The following is a 16,045-nucleotide window of genomic DNA, read 5'->3' as shown; positions in this document are numbered from 1 at the left end:
TCCATCCTTACACGGTGTTAATGCCTACTAGGGGGTTTTCGTGCAGCTCAGCCGTGTTGTCCGCCGCGCCGGGAGGCCGACCTGATGGATGTGCGCAGCAGCCTGCGCCTGGTCCGCCGCAACTGGTGGATCATGGTGCTCACCGTCATGCTGGCCCTCGGGGTGTCCGCGCTCGTCACGGTGCGGACCCAGCCCCGGTACGAGGCCACCGCGACGTTCTTCGTGACCACCCCGGGCAAGGGGGTTGGCGAGGCGTACCAGGGCAACTTCCTGATGCAGCAGCGGGTCAAGTCGTACATCGACCTGCTGCGCAGCGACCGGCTGGCGCAGGGCGTGGTGGCGAAGGCGCCGCTGGGGCTCACCGCGGACCAGGTACAGGCCCGGATTCAGGCGTCGGTGGTGCCGGACACGGTGCTGCTGCGGGCGACGGTCACCGACACCGACGCCCCGCGCGCCCTCAAGCTCACCGAGGCGGTCGCCGCCGGCTTCGTGGACCTGGTCAAGCAGGTCGAGACCCCGCCGGGCGGCGGTGGCCCGACCATCAAGATCGAGGTGATCAGCGGCCCCCGGGTCGGCTCCGCCCCGGTCTCCCCGCAGCCGGTCCGCAACCTGGCGCTGGGCGCGCTGCTGGGGCTGCTGGCCGGCGTGGCGCTCGCGGTGCTGCGCAGCCGGCTCGACACCCGGCTGCGCGACTCGTTGACCCTCCAGCGGGTCACCGGCAGCCCGCTGCTGGGCGAGATCCCCTTCGACGGCGCGGCCCGCTCGGCGCCGCTGATCGTGGGGGACCAGGCGCACTCGGCCCGCGCCGAGGCGGTCCGCAAGCTGCGGACCAACCTGAGGTTCGTCGACGTGCACGAGCCCGCGCGGGTGATCGCGGTGACCAGCGCGTTGCAGGGCGAGGGCAAGACCACCCTCGCCTGCAACCTGGCCATCGCGCTGGCCGAGGCGGGCTGGCGGGTCGCCCTGGTCGACGCCGACCTGCGCCGGCCGAAGGTCGCCGACTACCTCGGCCTGGAGTCCGGGGTCGGCCTGACCGACGTGCTGCTCGGCGACGTGCAGGTCGGCGACGTGGTGCAGCGCTGGGGCGACAAGTCGCTGCTGGTGCTGCCGAGCGGCTCCGCGCCGCCCAACCCCAGCGAGCTGCTCGGCTCGAAGGCGATGGCGGACCTGCTGGTCGTGCTGCGGCAGTCGGCGGACATCGTGGTCATCGACACCGCGCCCCTGCGCAGCGTCACCGACGGGGTGGTGGTGGCGGTGCAGGCCGACGGCGCGCTGCTGGTCAGCCAGCACGGACGGACGGATCGCAACCACGTCGCCGCGGCCGCCCAGGCGCTGCAGTCGGTCTCGGTGCGGCTGCTCGGCTGCGTCCTCAACATGGCCAAGATCGCCAAGGTCGACGCGTACGGCTACGAGAGCTACAAGGTGCTGGTGCCCGCGCAGCCGGCGGGGGTACCGGTCGACCGGGCCCGGGCCGCGACCGACCTGGGGCGGACCCGCTCCGGTCGGGCGGACCGGGTCGACGGCGAGACCCAGCACCTCACCCGGCTGCCTCGATGAGCGCCGCGACCGGCAGCAGAGCGGTCTCGATGCGGTGGGCGCAGCGCCGGAAGTCCTCGGGCGTGCCGCGGACCGGGTCGCGGATGTCGTCGTCCTCGGGCGGGGCCGGCTGCACCCGGCCGCGCGCCTCGGCGACGGCCCGCACCACCGCCGGGAGCAGGCCGCCGGCCCCGACTGCCGGACGGCCGGCGCTCTCGGCGAACCGCGCGAACTGGTACAGCGTGAACGTCCGGTGCAGGGCCGCGGGAGCGAGGGAGACACAGAGCGCCCGATGGCGGCGGCTGGCGGCCAGCACCAATCCCGCCTCGGCGAGGTGCCGGGGCGACAGCCGGCGGCTGCGGAAGGCGTGCGGGTCGGCGCCGGTGCCGGCGGCGACGTCCGCCGCGTACGGATGCATGGGGTGGCCGTCCACCGCGGCCGTGCCCGCGCTGAACACCTCGACCGGCAGCTTCGCCATCAGCTTCCCGGCCAGGTACTCGGCCATCGGCGACCGGCACAGGTTGGCGTGGCAGACGAACAGGATGCGCTCGGCCATGACGGCCCCTCTCGACGGTGGCGTCGGCGGGGTGGCGGCGTCGGCTCGGCCGGTGGTCGGGGAGGGGCTGCCGGGATCCTACGTGGACCGGAGGCCGACCCCGGGCCGCGCCGCGCCGGAGGGGCGAGTGCGAAGCGGAGGAACGGGATGAAGATCGGCATTCTGTCGTACCATTTCCCGCCCGAACCGGCGTTCATCCCCGGCAGCCTGGCCGAGGAACTCGCCGCGCGGGGCCACGAGGTGCGGGTGTTGACCGGCTTTCCGGACTACCCGGGCGGCCACGTCTATCCCGGCTGGCGCCAGCGGTGGCGGCACGAGACGCACAGCGAGCGCCTGACGGTCCGGCGGGTGCCGAGGTACGCCCGCGGGGACGGCTCGGCGGGCGCCCGGCGGGCGGCGTACCTCTCCTTCGCCGGCAGCGCGGCGCTGATCGGCCGCCGCTACCTCGCCGGCATCGACGCGCTCTACGTCTTCCACCTCCCGCCGACCGCCTTCGCCACCGCCGGCCTGCTGCGCAGGCTGGGCCGGGTGCCGACGGTCCTGCATGTGCAGGACGTCTGGGCCGAGGAGGACGAGGCGGCCGAGGACGCGGAGCGGCGGCGCTGGGCGGGCCGGATCGGCGTCACCATGGCGCGGGTCTATCGGGAGGCGGCCGCGCTCGCGGTCACCGCGCCGTCGATGCGGGACCTGGTGGTGGCGGCCGGCGCGGCGCCGGAGCGGGTCCGACTGGTGCTCAACTGGACCGACGAGCGGATCTTCCGCCCCGTCCGGCCCAGTCCGGCGGCCCACGGTCTGATCCGCCGCGACGGCCGCGGCGTGGTGATGCACGCCGGCACGATCGGCCGGCGGCAGGGCCTGGAGACGGCGGTGCGGGCGGCGGCGGCGCTCGGCGACCGGATGGATCTCGTCCTGGTCGGTTCCGGACCGGAGGAGCGGCGGGTGCGGGGGCTCGCCGACCAGCTCCGGGCGGAGAACGTGCGGTTCGTCGAACGGCGCTCGGCGCTGGACATGCCCGACCTCTACGCGGCGGCCGACTACCAGCTGGTGATGTTGCGCGACCGGCCGGAGCTGCGCGGGACGGTGCCCGGCAAGCTGCAGGCCGCGCTCTCCTGCGCCGCGCCGGTGATCGCCTCGGCCGGCGGCGACACGGTGGAGCTGGTGGAGCGGGCCCGGGCCGGGCTGTCCTGCGCGCCCGAGGACTGGGCCGCGCTGGCGGACCGGTTCTGGCTGGCGTCGACCATTCCGGAAGCGGCCCGGCTGGAGATGGGGCGCCGGGGCCGCGAGGCGTACCAGCGGGAGATGTCGCTGGCCGCCGGGGTGGACCGGATCGAGCGGATGCTGCACGAGGTGTCCGAGGCGGCCCGGACCGGTGCACGGCGAATGCGAACCATGCCCGTGTAAAGGACTTTCCCTGCTACTCCGGCGATATCCCCGCCATTCGCTCGTTATTCATGCTAGAAAGGCGACGTTTCATTATTTCTGTCCGTTTATTGCGGGAGTGTGGCGTGTCGGACACGGCAGGTTCGAATCGTCGGCGGGCCCGGGCCCGTCGGCGCAAGCGCGCCCGGATCCGCCGGGCGCTGCTGGCGTCCCTGGTGGTCGGCTCGTTGCTGCTGCTCGGCGTCGGCTGGGTCGCCTTCCAGGGCTGGCAGGCGCGCGCCCACCTGGTGAACGCGGCGGGGCTGGCCCGGCAGTTGAGCGCCGACGTGGTCGGCGGGGACGTCGACCGCGGGCAGCGCACCCTGGCCGCCCTGCAGGAGCAGTCCGCCAAGGCCCGGGCGGCCACCGCCGGGCCGGCCTGGTGGCTGGGCCAGCGGGCGCCGTGGGCCGGCGACGACCTGGCCGCGGTACGCGAGATCGCGGCGGCCGTCGACGACCTCGCCCGGAAGGCGTTCCCCAGCCTGCTGCGCACCGACCTCGCCTCGCTGGTGCCGAAGGAGGGGCGGCTGGACCTCGGCCGGCTGCGGGCGGTGTCGGCCGAGATCGGCGCGGCCGACGAGGTGGTGCGCGCCACCCGGACCCGGCTCGCGGCGGTGCCCGAGGGCACGCTGGTCAGCCAGGTGCGCCGGGCGTTGAGCGACCTGCGCGGGGAGATGGACCGGCTGGCCAATCTCACCGGTGCGGCCCGGCAGGGCGCCGCGCTGCTGCCGCCGCTGCTCGGCGCCGACGGCGTCCGCAGCTATCTCCTGGTCTCGCAGAACCTCGCCGAGCTGCGGGCCACCGGCGGCATGTTCGGCGCGTACGCCGTGCTGCGGGCCGAGAACGGGCGGATCCGGATGGTCCGGCAGGGCACCAGCGCCGAGTTCGGCCGCTTCGACCCGCCGGTGCCGGCCCCGGCGTCCGCGCGGGCGCTCTGGGGTGAGCTGCCCGGCTCGTACGGGGCGGACGTCAACCTCGTGCCGGACTTCCCGACCGCGGCGGCGCTCTACCGGGAGATGTTCCAGCGGCGCACCGGGTCCAGCGTCGACGGCGTGCTGGCCGTCGACCCGGTGGTGCTGTCGTACCTGCTCGCGGCGACCGGCCCGGTCCCGGTGTCCGGCGGCCCGACGCTGACCGGCGACCGGGCGGTGCGCACCCTGCTCAGCGACGCCTACCGCGACCTGGACGGCCGGCAGCAGGACGCCTACTACGCCGCCTCGGCGGGTGCGGTGTTCGACGCGCTCTTCGCGCGGAAGATTGACCCGAGGGCGCTTTTGTCGGCTTTTGACCGATCAATTGCTGAACGACGGCTATTGTTCTGGAGTGCCCGATCCGAGGAGCAGAAGATGTTGCGGGACACCCGCCTGAGCGGGGTGCTGCCCGAGCGGGACGTCGTGCCGACCGTGGGGATCTTCCTCAACGACGGCAGCGGCGCCAAGCTCGGCTACTACCTGCGCCCCGGCGCGACGCTCACCGTCGGCCGCTGCCGCACCGACGGCCGGCGCGAGCTGCGCCTGCGGTTCACGCTGCGCTCCGCGGCTCCCGGATCCGGGCTCAGCACGTCCGTGCTGGGACTGGGCAAGGCCGGCGACCCGTACACCATCCGCACCCTGGTCTCCGTCTACAGCCCCGCCGGCGGCAGCGTCGTCGACGGCAAGCTCGACGGCCGGGCGATCGGGCTCGGCAGCGCGTACGACCGCCGGCGTCAGGTGGCGGTCGCCAACGTCGAGGTGCCGCCCGGGCGTACCCGGACCCTCGACGTCGGCCTGCTCACCGGCCGCACCGGCGCCGGCACCGCCGAGCTGCGGCTCACCCCCACCGCCACCCCCTGGACCACCCAAGTTGTCAGCGCACCGAGCTGTGAACAGTAGGAGGGAACCGACCATGCGGCTATCCCGCATCATCATGGCGCTAACGGTGGGTCTGGCCGTGGCGGCCGTGCCCACCGCGGCGGGGGCGGCGGTGCCGCAACCACCACCGGACTACGTCCCCGGACCACCGGACCTCACCGTCGCCCCGGGCACCGTCCCGCCGGGCACGATCGTCACGGGTGTCGGCTCCGGCTTCCTGCCCGGCGAGATCGCCACCATCACCGTCACCACCACCGGCCTGCCGGTCGCCGCGCCCGCCGCGGGGACCGCCCGGCGCAGCGACGGCACCGTGGTCGCGATGGCGGCCGTGGCGTACGCACCGATCACGACCCCGCCGTCGGAACTCACCGGCAGAACGCCACCGAGGCGCTTCACCGTGCAGGTGGACGCCGCGGGCGCGTTCACCTTCAAGTACCGGGTGACCCGGCCGGGCGTGTGGACCTTCACGGCCACCGGCAACTCGTCCGGCCGCCGGGCCAGCGCCTCTGTGACCGTCATCGCCGGGCCGCCGACCCACAAGCCGACCCACCGGCCGCCGCACCACCTGCCGGTCACCGGCTCGAGCCTCGGCACGCCGCTCAAGGTCGGTGGCGGCCTGCTCGCCGCCGGCGCGGTGATGGTGCTGCTCACCATGGCCTGGCGGCGCCGCCGGTTCGACACCGGGACGAGGTGACGGCCGCAGCGCACGACCGACGCGGGTGCCCGCCGGACCACGGTCCGGCGGGCACCCGCGCGTCCGCGCCGCCCGCGTCGGGTTCACTGGTCGGATGGACGAGTCGATCTGGGCGGCCGCCCGCGCCGCCCGTACCTGGCTGGACGCGGCGAACGGCACCGGCCCCACCGAGCTGACCGCCCGCATCCTCAAGCTCACCGAGGAGGCCGGCGAGGCCGCCGGGGCCTGGATCGGGGTGCTCGGCCAGAACCCGCGCAAGGGCGTCACGCACACCCGGGCGGAGGTGGCCGCGGAACTCGCCGACGTGGTCCTCACCGCGCTGGTGGCGATCGAGAGCCTGGGTTTCGACTCCCGGACGACGGTCTCCGACTGCGCGGCCAAGGTCCAGCGCCGGCTGCCGTCCTGACCCCGACGCCGACGCCGGGGAACGCCGCGCCGGTGGTGAGTGATCCGAACCCGCCCCGGGTACGTATCGCCAGGCGGGGGGACCGCGAGAAGGGGATCACCATGCCGGTGCCGGGGCACGACAACGGTCAGCGTCCGACCACGACACCGGCGGAGCCCGCGCCGGCGTCCCCGGCCCCGGCAGCGGCGCGGCGGCCCGACCCGCCGGGCGGGCCGTCGCGAACCCCCCGACTGCTCGCCGCCGCCGCCGTGGTGGTGCTGGCGGTGGGGGCGGCCGCGGTGACCGAGACCGTCGCCCATCCCGAACGGCTCGGGGTCGCCTTCAGCGGCGGACCCCGTCCGGCGCCCTCCGGGCCGGTCGCGGCCGGCGGTGCGGGAGCGGTCGCGGCGGCTGCCGCCGAGGCGTTCACCGCCCCGCTGGGCGGCCGGCGGCGCGCCACGTTCGAGCTGGCCGACGGCAGCACCGAGATCACCGTCCGGGTGGCGGACCTCGGCGCGGACCTGTACCGGATCAGCGCCGCGGTCGACGGTGGCGTGCGGCCCCGGCCCGAGGTGCTCGGGGACCGGGTGCGGCTGGGGCTGGAACCCGGCGCCCCGGCCGGACCCGCCGCCGTCGAGGTGCTGCTCAGCTCACGGGTCACCTGGCGGCTGCGGCTCGTCGGCGGGGTGCACGACGCGCTTGTCGACCTCGGCGCCGCCCGGGCCGTGGCCGGGGTCGACCTGATCGGCGGCGCCCACCGGATCGACCTGCGGCTGCCCCCGCTCGCCGGGACGCTTACCGTGCGGATGACGGGCGGGGTCAACCAGTTCGCCGTCCGGCTGGCGGAGCCGGTGCCACCGGTGCGGGTCCGGGTGGCCGCCGGGGCGGGCTCCCTGGCGCTGCCCGGCGAGCGCCGCGACGGGGTCGCGGCCGGCGAGGTGATGAGCTCGCCCGGCTGGGACCGCAGCGTGGACCGGCTCTACGTCGACCTGGTGGCCGGGGCGGACACGGTCACCGTCGGCGCGGGCTGAGCGTAGAGTCGGGCCGGTGGAGCGTACCGAGTCGTTGCCGGCACAGACCCGACCACCCGGCGTCGCCGCCACCGACCCGGGCAGCGTGCTGCTGCCCGGTCACGACGTGCCGCTGGGCCGGTACACCACGGTGCGCCGGTTGCTGCCGCAGCGGCAGCGACGGATGGTCGGCGCGTGGTGCTTCGTCGACCACTTCGGACCGGACGACGTGGCGCAGCGGCCCGGCATGGAGGTCCCACCGCACCCGCACACCGGCCTGCAGACGGTGACCTGGCTCCTCGACGGCGAGATCGTGCACCGGGACAGCCTGGGCAACGTGCAGCCCATCCGGCCCGGCCAGCTCAACGTGATGACCTCCGGGCACGGCATCGCCCACTCGGAGCGCTCGCCGGCCGACCACCCGCCGCTGATGCACGGCGTGCAGCTCTGGGTGGCGCTGCCCGACCCGGCCCGGTCCGGGCCCGCCGACTTCACCCACCACGCCGACCTGCCCCGCTGGCGCGACGGCGACCTCGACGCGACGCTGCTGGTCGGCGAGCTGGACGGGCAGCGGTCCCCGGCGGTGACGCACACCCCGCTGCTGGGCGCCCAGCTCGAGCTGCGCGGCGACGCGCCGGCCACCGTGCCGCTGCGCCCCGACTTCGAGTACGGGCTGCTGGCGATGTCCGGCGCGGCCGAGGTGGCCGGGGTGCCGCTCGCCCCCGGCGCCCTGCTCTACCTGGGCACCGGGCGGGAGTCGCTGCGCCTGCGGGCCACCCCGGAGTGCCGGTTGCTGCTGCTCGGCGGGGCCCCCTTCGACGAGCCGCTGGTGATGTGGTGGAACTTCGTCGGCCGCTCGCACGAGGAGGTCGCCGCCGCCCGGGCGGACTGGGCGGCCGGCAGCGACCGGTTCGGTGTGGTCGCCGACGATCCGGCGCCGCCGCTGCCCGCCCCGGCGCTGCCCACCACCCGGCTCAAGGCCCGGGACCGGCGCGGTGGCGTGCACTGATCCGGTGGATCCGCTCCCGGCCGGCAGGAGTGCCGGCGGCCGGCGCGGGTAGACGCCGGCATGCCGACCACGACCACCTCCACCATCGAGGACCGGAAACGCCTGGCCCGCCGGCTCGTCGGTGCCGGGCGCGGGTTCGCCGAGCAGTACGGCTTCCCGGTCACCAACAACCCGTCCAGCCTCTTCCAGCTGCTCTGCCTCGCCGTGCTGCTCGCCCGGCGGGGCGATCACCGCGCCGCCGTGGCCGCCGCGGCGGGCCTGCGCGACGCCGGCTGGGACAGCGCGGCGCGGCTGGCCCGCTCCCTGCAGGCCGACCGGGTACGCGTGCTGCGCGAGCAGGGCCAGCGGGGTGACGTGGACGCCCTCGCCGACCGGTTGGGCGACCTGGCCCGCACCGTCGTCGACCGGTACCGGGGGGACCTGCGCCGGTTGCGGGCGGTGGCGCACCACGACCCGGCGGCCGAGCGCCGGCTGCTCGGCGAACTGCCCGGCGTGGACGGCGCGGTGGTCGACCTGTTCCTGCGCGAGACCCAGGCCCTCTGGCGCGAGGTGGCGCCGGTGGCCGACCGGCACGCCCTCGCGGCGGCCCGCCGGCTCGGGCTCGGCCGGTCCGCCGACGACCTGGCCGCGCTCGCCGGCGGCGGCGAGTCCGAGCGACTGTCCTGGCTGGTCGGCGCGCTCGCCCGGGTCGACCTGGAGCAGCGGTACGCCGAGCTGACCCGCTGAACGATCCCGGCCCGGGCGGGTGGGCCCGGCCACAGAATCGCCGAAATCCTCCGAACGGGTGATGGCGCACCGTATGCTGGTGGCGGCAGCGATGCCCGCCCGGTTCGGGCGTAACTCCACCGTGCGGCGGTCGCGACCCGGTTCGGGCGCGGACCGCCGGCAGTGGCAGGTTCTGTGGGGCGCCCCAGGTCGCGGTTCGTGACTCGGGGCGCCCCGCCGCCTTTCCCGCCGTACCTCAGCCGGCCAGGCTGGCGAGCAGGTTCACCGTCGCCGCGATGACCACCGCGCCGAACAGGTACGACAGCACCGCGTGCCGCAGGACGGTCCGGCGGATCTCCGAGCTGGACACGTCGGTGTCGGAGACCTGGAAGGTCGCCCCGACGGTGAACGCCACGTACGCGAAGTCCACGAAGCACGGTCGGGCCCGCTGGTGGAAGTCGACCCCGCCCTCCTCCGACGAGTAGTACAGCCGGGCGTACCGGATGGCGAACACGGTGTGCACCACGAACCAGGAGAGGAACACGCTCAGCACGCCGAGCGCGCCGTAGGCGTCCCGGACCGGCCCGTCCGGCACCGAGCGGGCGTCGGCCAGCACCACGGCGACCGCCACCAGGCTGGCCACACACGCCGCCAGCAGCAGCGCGTCCCGCACCGGCCGGTTCGGGTCCTCCCGTACGACCAGCCGGGCGGTCCGGTCGGCGTCCAGCGGCCACAGCCGCCACCACACCAGCAGCAGCCAGCTCAGCGCCGCGCTGTCCCAGCCGACCAGCGGCGCCAGCGCCGGTGTGGCCAGTGCGGCGAAAGCGCCGCCACCGGCCAGGCCGACCACCGCCAGCACCGCGAGTTGCCGGGCGGCCGGGGTGTGGCCGTCCGGGCCGGCGCGCCGCCTCACCGCGCGTCGGTCGGGCCGGCCGGCGCGGACCGCACGGCCGGATCAGATACCACGAAGGTGCTGCGAGACCCGCTGGTGCCGCTTGTCCCGGGCCTGGGCGGCGCGCTGGCCGGCGCCCACCTCGGGCGCGGCCTCGATCCCGGCGGACCGGGCGACCTCCTGACCGTTGGCGTAGTCCACCGGCGGCAGCGCCCGCAACGCCCGCAACACGTCCGGCGGCGCGCCCTCCCGCTCGGCCTCGCGGACGACGTCGTCCTTCTCGGCCGGGTAGTCCAGGCTCGACAGGTACTGCAGGACGTCTGAGTAGGTCGCCATCAGTCGGGCTCCTCAGCCACGTTGCGGACACGACCGGGCGCGGTTACCCGTCCACCGCCCGGTCACGCACCCGGACCCGCCGAAATTCGCCGGCCCCGGCCCGCGACCCCGCGTTTTCCGACCCCGCGCGCCGGGTAGGCGGCACCGCCCGGCGGCGGTCGCCGGTGGCCCCGCCCGGAGGGAGTGCCACGGATGAACCACGACACCTTCGTCGGCCAGGTCGCCCAGCGCGCCGGCGTGGCCCCGGACCGGGCGGTCGAGCTGATCCGGGCGACCCTGGCGACGCTCGCCGAGCGGTTGACCGCGGGTGAGGTGCTCGACCTCGCCCAGCAACTGCCCGAGCCGCTGCGCCCGGCGTTGCGTACCCGACCCGGCACGGAGGCGGCCGAGCGGTTCGGCGCGGGGGAGTTCCTCGACCGGGTCGGCCGGCGCTGCGGCGCCGACGAGGCGGGCACCCGGGCCGCCGTACGCGCCGTGTTCACCACCGTGCGCGAGGCGATCACCGGCGGCGAGTTCGACGACGTGGTGGTGCAGTTGCCGCGCGACTACCGGGACGTGGTGGAGCCGGCGCTGGCCCCCGGCACCGCCCTGCGCCGGGCCTGACCGCGCGCCACCGGACCGGACCCGGTACGGGTCAGCGCACCGTACCGGTGGCCCGCAGCTCGGCGATCCGGTCGGCGTCCAGGCCGGCCTCGGCGAGCACCTCGTCGGTGTGCTGGCCCGGATGCGGCGGCGGGCGGCGCAGCGCGGTGGGGGTGCCCGAGAAGCGCGGTGCGGGCGCGGGCTGGGTGACCCCGGCGTGGTCGACGAAGACCTGCCGCGCCGCCAGGTGCGGGTGCTCCGGCGCCTCCTGCCAGTCCAGCACCGGCGCCACGCACGCGTCGGAGGCGGCGAGCAGGTCCGTCCACTCGTCGCGGGTACGGGTGCGGAACAGTCGTGCCCAGGCGGCGCGCAGCGCCGGCCAGTTGTCCGGGTCGGTGCGGTCCAGCGCCTCGTCACCGTCGCGCGGGAACCCGGTCAGCCGGACCAGTTCGTCGTAGAAGCGCGGCTCCAGCGCGCCGACCGCGACGTACCGGCCGTCGGCGCACTCGTAGGTGTCGTAGAACGGCGCGCCGCCGTCGAGCAGGTTCACTCCCCGCTCGTCGCGCCACATGCCCAGCCGGCGCAGCGCGTGGATCTGCGTGCTCAGCACCGCCACGCCGTCCACGATCGCCGCGTCCACCACCTGGCCCGGCGCGCCGGCGCGGACGGCGTACAGCGCGGCGACCACCCCCAGCGCGAGCATCATCCCCCCGCCGCCGAAGTCGCCGAGCAGGTTCATCGGCGGCACCGGCCGCTCACCGGCCCGGCCGATGCCGTGCAGCGCCCCGGTCAACGCCAGGTAGTCGATGTCGTGGCCGGCGTGCGGGGCGGACGGGCCGTGCTGCCCCCAGCCGGTCATCCGGCCGTAGACCAGCCGTGGGTTGGCCGCCAGGCAGTCCGCCGGGCCCAGCCCGAGCCGTTCGGTGACCCCGGGGCGGAAGCCCTCCAGCAGCACGTCCGCCCCGGCGACGAGGTCGCGCACCACGTCCCGCCCGGCGGCCGACTTGAGGTCCACCGCGATCGAGCGGCGGCCCCGGTTGAGCAGGTCCGGATGCGGCCCGTCGCCGCTCGGATCGGCGCCGGCCGCGCGGTCCACCCGGATCACCTCCGCGCCGAGGTCGGCGAGCATCATGGCGGCGAACGGGCCGGGGCCGATGCCGGCCAGCTCGATCACCCGGACGCCGGCCAGTGGGCCGGTCGGTGCGCTGTCCTGGGTCACCGGGTCTCCCTCCTGCGCGCGACCGGGGTCGCCGCGGGCGGTGGGCCCGCGGGCCCACCTTAGGCGGGGCGCGGGTTTGCCGCGACAGGCCCCGGGAACCCCGCCCCGACGGGCGAGCCGAGGGGGTGGCATGGCCGAGGAGCCGATCCGGGTGGCCATGCTGCACGACCCGTACCGGGAGGACGGGGAGGGGCTCGGCGGCTACCTGACCCACCTGGTGCGCGCGCTGGACTCCGCCGGGGTGCGGGTGCAGCGGGTGCCGGTCGGCACCACGGGCGGGCTGGCGGTGGCCCGCGAGGTGCGCCGGCTCGGCCCCGACCTGGTGCACGCGCAGCTGCCCTCCTCGGGACATCGGCTGCCGGGGCTGCTGCCCGGGCTGCTGCCGCGGACCACCCCGCTGGTCACCACGCTGCACGCCGACGGTGACCACGACGGGCAGCCGGCCGGCCGGCTCGGCTCCGCGTGGCACCGGCTCACCGACCGGCTCCGCCGGGGCAGCGCCGCCGTGGTGGTGACGGACCCGGCGATCCACGTACCCGGTCCGGGTGGGGCGGAACCGGTCGTCATCCCGCCGGCGCCCCCGGTCACCGACCAGCCGGGGGCGGCCCGCGCGGGCCGGCGGATGCGCGCCGGCCTGGGTCTGCCGGAGGGGGCGCCGCTGCTCGCCTTCCTCGGCCCGGCCGGGCCGGAGGGCGGACTGCGTCACCTGGTCCGGGCGCTGCCGGAACTGCGCCGGGCGCATCCGGACCTGCGCCTGCTGGTGATCGGCGGCGGCACCGCCGCCGATCCCGCCGAGGAACCGGCCGCGCTGGCCCGCCGGTACGCCGCCGCCGACGCGGTGACGGTCACCGGCCCGCTGCCGCCCGAACGGATCTCCGCCGCGCTGCACGCCGCCGACGTGGCGGTGCTGCCCGCGCCGGCCGGGGTGGGCGCGACGAGCGGCCACCTGCTCAGCGCGCTGGCGCACGGCACGCCGACGGCGGTCACCGTGCCCGACGGCGGGGACGGGGCGCCGCACCGGGCCGGGGCGGTGGCGGTGATCCGGGCCCGGGAGGACAGCGCGGCGATCGTCGCGGCGGTCGGCCGGCTGCTCGGTGACCCGGTGCTGCGCCGCCGGCTGGCCGAACGGGGCCGGGCGTACGTCGCCGCGTACACCTGGCCGAGGGTGGCCGCCGCGCACCTTGAGCTGTACCGACGGGCGCTGCACCGCGACGGCGGGTGACCCGCCGGACGGGTGTTGGCGTTCCTCAGAAGGTTGCCCTAACCTTGTCGCCACGAGGGGAGTACTTCCCACGAACCATTCCGGTCAGTACGGCGTGCCCCGGGCATGCCTCGGGTGGTTGCCCACCGATGGTGGGTGAAGGAGACCTCGAACATGTCACGGTGTTCGAGGAGGCCCCATGTCTGAATTGTCGTACGTTGCTGCCGGCCAGTTGTCGTCGGTCGGCACGCCCACGCTCTGGGCGGTCACCATCGGCGGGGTGCTCGCCCTGCTGGTGCTGGACTTCCTGGTCACCCGGAAGCCGCACGAGGTCTCGATCAAAGAGGCGCTCGGCTGGTCGGCCTTCTACATCGCCCTGCCGCTGGCGTTCGGCGTCTGGATCTGGGCCCGGTTCGGCTCCCAGCAGGGCGTGGAGTACCTGACCGGTTACCTGGTCGAGAAGTCCCTCTCGGTCGACAACCTCTTCGTCTTCATGCTGCTGCTGGCCGCCTTCGCGGTGCCGGCCGTGCTCGCCCAGCGGGTGCTGCTCTACGGCATCGCCGGCGCGCTGGTGCTGCGCGCGGTCTTCATCGCCCTGGGCGCCGCCGCGCTGCAGACCCTCGACTTCGCCTTCCTGCTCTTCGCCCTCATCCTGATCGCCACCGCGATCAAGCTGCTGCGCGACGCCCTGTCCGGGCACGAGCAGGAGGTCGACATCAACAAGATGCGCTCGGTGAAGCTGCTGCGCCGGTTCATGCCGGTGGTCAACGAGTACCACGGCACCCGGATGACCGTCCGGCAGGGCGCGCGGCGCGCGCTCACCCCGTTCGCCCTCGTGGTGGTCGCGGTGCTGGCCACGGACGTGGTCTTCGCGGTGGACTCGGTGCCCGCCGTGTACGGCATCACCGAGGACCCGTACCTGGTCTTCGTCACCAACGCGTTCGCCCTGCTCGGCCTGCGGGCGCTCTACTTCGTGCTGCACGCCGCGCTGAGCCGGCTGGTGCACCTCAGCTACGGGCTGGCCGTCATCCTCGCCTTCATCGGCGTCAAGCTGGGCCTGCACTGGGCGCACGGCATCTGGCCCGGCGTGCCGGAGATCCCCACCCTCGCCTCGCTCGGCGTGATCATCGGGGTGCTGGTGATCGTCACCCTGACCAGCCTGCGCGCCACCCGAGACCGGACGCCCGGCGATCGCGAGGTGGTGTCCGAGCGGTCCTGACCCGCGCGGTCCTGTGCCGAACCCTCCCGTCGGCGTGCGCCGGGTGGTAGGACTGACGGGTGGGAATCGTGTCGCCGGGCTTCTCGGGCCGCCGCCGTACGACCGGGCCGGACCTGCCCCCAGGGCAGTACCTGACCGAGGACTTTCCGGTGCTGTCGGCTGGCCCGACCCCGCGGGTGCCGCTGGACACCTGGCAGTTCGTCATCTCCACCGAGACCGGGGCCGAGTTCCGCTGGTCCTGGGACGAGCTGATGGCCCTGCCGCAGGAGACGCCGACCGTCGACATCCACTGTGTGACCCGCTGGTCGAAGTTCGGCACCAGCTGGCAGGGCGTCTCGCTGGACACGCTGCTCGACGGCGTGGACACGGCCGCCGACTACGCGCAGGCCCACTCCTACGGCGGCTACACCACCAACCTGCCGCTGGACGACCTGCGCGACGGGCGGGCCTGGGTGGTGCACTCCTACGACGGCGAGCCGCTGCCCGCCGAGCACGGCGGCCCGGCCCGGCTGCTGGTGCCGCACCTCTACTTCTGGAAGTCGGCGAAGTGGGTGCGCGGCGTGCGGCTGACCGTGGAGGACGAGCCGGGCTTCTGGGAGACCGCCGGCTACCACGACTACGGCGACCCGTGGCGCGAGCAGCGCTACCAGGGCGACTGAGGTGGCCGCGCCGACGACCGGCCGGCGGGCCGGCACCCCGCTGATGTGGCGGGTGGCCCGGCTGGTGGAGCGGCGGGTCGAGACGCCGACCGCGCAGACGTTGATCCTGGCGGTGCCGGGCTGGCCGGGGCACCTGCCCGGGCAGCACGTCGACGTCCGGCTCACCGCCGCCGACGGCTACCAGGCCGCCCGGTCGTACTCGTTGGCCGGCCCGGCCGACGGGGAGCGGATCGCGTTGACGGTGCAGCGGGTGCCGGACGGCGAGGTGTCGCCGTACCTGACCGACGCCTACGCCCCCGGTGACCCGGTGGAGGTCCGCGGCCCGGTGGGCGGCTGGTTCGTGTGGCGGCCCGAGGAGACCGCGCCGGTGCTGCTGGTGGCCGGCGGCTCCGGGGTGGTGCCGCTGATGGCGATGGTCCGGGCCCGCCGGGCGGCCGGCAACCGGGCGCCGTTCCGGCTGATCTACTCGGCGCGCACCCCGCAGGACGTGATCTACGCCGACGAGCTGCGCACCCGCGCCCGCGACGACTTCGGCCTGGACGTGACCTACGTGTACACCCGGCAGGCGCCGGAGGGCTGGCGGGGCGAGCCGCACCGGATCGGCGTGGCCGACGTCAACAGCCACGGCTGGCCGCCGGACCTGGAGCCGCTCTGTTACGTCTGCGGGCCGACCGGTTTCGTGGAGACGGTGGCGGACGTGCTGGTGGGGCTGGGCCACCAGACCCGGCGGGTACGGACCGAGCGGTTCGGGCCCACCGGATGACCGGCGAGGA

17 protein-coding genes are annotated in these 16,045 nt (G+C 75.5%); 13 read left to right on the top strand and 4 right to left on the bottom strand.

The annotated features are described in order from the left end of the window. Positions 1–84: 84 nt before the first annotated feature. Positions 85–1,557, top strand: a complete 1,473-nt coding sequence (locus K7640_RS23115; RefSeq protein ID WP_222956983.1) for a polysaccharide biosynthesis tyrosine autokinase — start codon at positions 85–87, stop codon at positions 1,555–1,557. On the opposite strand, the gene K7640_RS23110 is transcribed toward K7640_RS23115, so the two are convergent. Next, positions 1,538–2,092, bottom strand: coding sequence for a low molecular weight phosphatase family protein (locus tag K7640_RS23110; RefSeq protein WP_222956982.1), 555 nt, complete (start codon positions 2,090–2,092; stop codon positions 1,538–1,540). The two genes, K7640_RS23115 and K7640_RS23110, sit on opposite strands and share 20 nt — an antisense overlap. A 147-nt stretch (positions 2,093–2,239) precedes the next feature. Between K7640_RS23110 and K7640_RS23105 the strand changes: the two genes are divergently transcribed. The 7 genes from K7640_RS23105 to K7640_RS23075 all read left to right on the top strand — a co-directional run bounded on the left by K7640_RS23105 (position 2,240) and on the right by K7640_RS23075 (position 9,185). Next, entirely contained in the window at positions 2,240–3,493 is a 1,254-nt protein-coding gene (locus K7640_RS23105) for a glycosyltransferase family 4 protein (RefSeq protein ID WP_222956981.1), read from the top strand. A 104-nt stretch (positions 3,494–3,597) separates the two neighbouring features. After that, a complete protein-coding gene (locus K7640_RS23100; protein WP_308042640.1) occupies positions 3,598–5,382 on the top strand; it encodes a DUF4012 domain-containing protein in 1,785 nt (594 codons plus the stop codon). A gap of 34 nt (positions 5,383–5,416) precedes the next feature. Further along, a complete protein-coding gene (locus K7640_RS23095) occupies positions 5,417–6,055 on the top strand; it encodes a hypothetical protein (protein WP_255609782.1) in 639 nt (212 codons plus the stop codon). A gap of 94 nt (positions 6,056–6,149) precedes the next feature. After that, a complete protein-coding gene (locus K7640_RS23090) occupies positions 6,150–6,461 on the top strand; it encodes a MazG-like family protein (protein ID WP_222956978.1) in 312 nt (103 codons plus the stop codon). A 101-nt stretch (positions 6,462–6,562) separates the two neighbouring features. After that, the gene (locus K7640_RS23085; RefSeq protein WP_255609781.1) at positions 6,563–7,471 is read left to right on the top strand and encodes a hypothetical protein; all 909 of its coding nucleotides are present in this window, start codon (positions 6,563–6,565) and stop codon (positions 7,469–7,471) included. A 16-nt stretch (positions 7,472–7,487) separates the two neighbouring features. Then, positions 7,488–8,459: a pirin family protein gene (locus tag K7640_RS23080; protein WP_222956977.1), complete on the top strand. Its 972-nt coding sequence runs from the start codon at positions 7,488–7,490 to the stop codon at positions 8,457–8,459. 60 nt (positions 8,460–8,519) lie between these two features. Continuing rightward, positions 8,520–9,185 (top strand): hypothetical protein, encoded by a 666-nt coding sequence (locus K7640_RS23075; protein WP_222956976.1) that lies wholly within the window; start codon positions 8,520–8,522, stop codon positions 9,183–9,185. A gap of 235 nt (positions 9,186–9,420) precedes the next feature. Here K7640_RS23075 and K7640_RS23070 read toward each other — a convergent pair whose 3' ends face one another. Continuing rightward, positions 9,421–10,077, bottom strand: a complete 657-nt coding sequence (locus K7640_RS23070; protein WP_222956975.1) for a DUF1345 domain-containing protein — start codon at positions 10,075–10,077, stop codon at positions 9,421–9,423. 42 nt (positions 10,078–10,119) lie between these two features. After that, a complete protein-coding gene (locus K7640_RS23065) occupies positions 10,120–10,392 on the bottom strand; it encodes a DUF2795 domain-containing protein (RefSeq protein WP_222956974.1) in 273 nt (90 codons plus the stop codon). 192 nt (positions 10,393–10,584) lie between these two features. Between K7640_RS23065 and K7640_RS23060 the strand changes: the two genes are divergently transcribed. Beyond that, positions 10,585–10,995, top strand: a complete 411-nt coding sequence (locus K7640_RS23060; protein WP_222956973.1) for a DUF2267 domain-containing protein — start codon at positions 10,585–10,587, stop codon at positions 10,993–10,995. A gap of 31 nt (positions 10,996–11,026) precedes the next feature. On the opposite strand, the gene K7640_RS23055 is transcribed toward K7640_RS23060, so the two are convergent. Continuing rightward, the gene (locus tag K7640_RS23055) at positions 11,027–12,193 is read right to left on the bottom strand and encodes a CaiB/BaiF CoA-transferase family protein (protein WP_308042639.1); all 1,167 of its coding nucleotides are present in this window, start codon (positions 12,191–12,193) and stop codon (positions 11,027–11,029) included. Positions 12,194–12,323: 130 nt separating this feature from the next. Between K7640_RS23055 and K7640_RS23050 the strand changes: the two genes are divergently transcribed. The 4 genes from K7640_RS23050 (at position 12,324) to K7640_RS23035 (ending at position 16,035) form a co-directional block, all read left to right on the top strand. Next, entirely contained in the window at positions 12,324–13,415 is a 1,092-nt protein-coding gene (locus K7640_RS23050; RefSeq protein WP_222956972.1) for a glycosyltransferase family 4 protein, read from the top strand. A 178-nt stretch (positions 13,416–13,593) separates the two neighbouring features. Further along, positions 13,594–14,613 carry a TerC family protein gene (locus K7640_RS23045; protein WP_222956971.1) on the top strand — a complete coding sequence of 340 codons (1,020 nt, stop codon included), beginning with the start codon at positions 13,594–13,596 and terminating at the stop codon, positions 14,611–14,613. Positions 14,614–14,681: 68 nt separating this feature from the next. Then, a complete protein-coding gene (locus K7640_RS23040) occupies positions 14,682–15,272 on the top strand; it encodes a sulfite oxidase-like oxidoreductase (protein ID WP_222957015.1) in 591 nt (196 codons plus the stop codon). Between the two features lies 1 nt (position 15,273). Further along, positions 15,274–16,035: a ferredoxin reductase gene (locus tag K7640_RS23035; RefSeq protein ID WP_222956970.1), complete on the top strand. Its 762-nt coding sequence runs from the start codon at positions 15,274–15,276 to the stop codon at positions 16,033–16,035. Positions 16,036–16,045: the final 10 nt, after the last annotated feature.

The organism is Micromonospora sp. PLK6-60 (genome assembly GCF_019890675.1).
Taxonomy (GTDB): Bacteria; Actinomycetota; Actinomycetes; order Mycobacteriales; family Micromonosporaceae; genus Micromonospora.
This window is presented reverse-complemented; position numbering and strand designations above follow the sequence as displayed.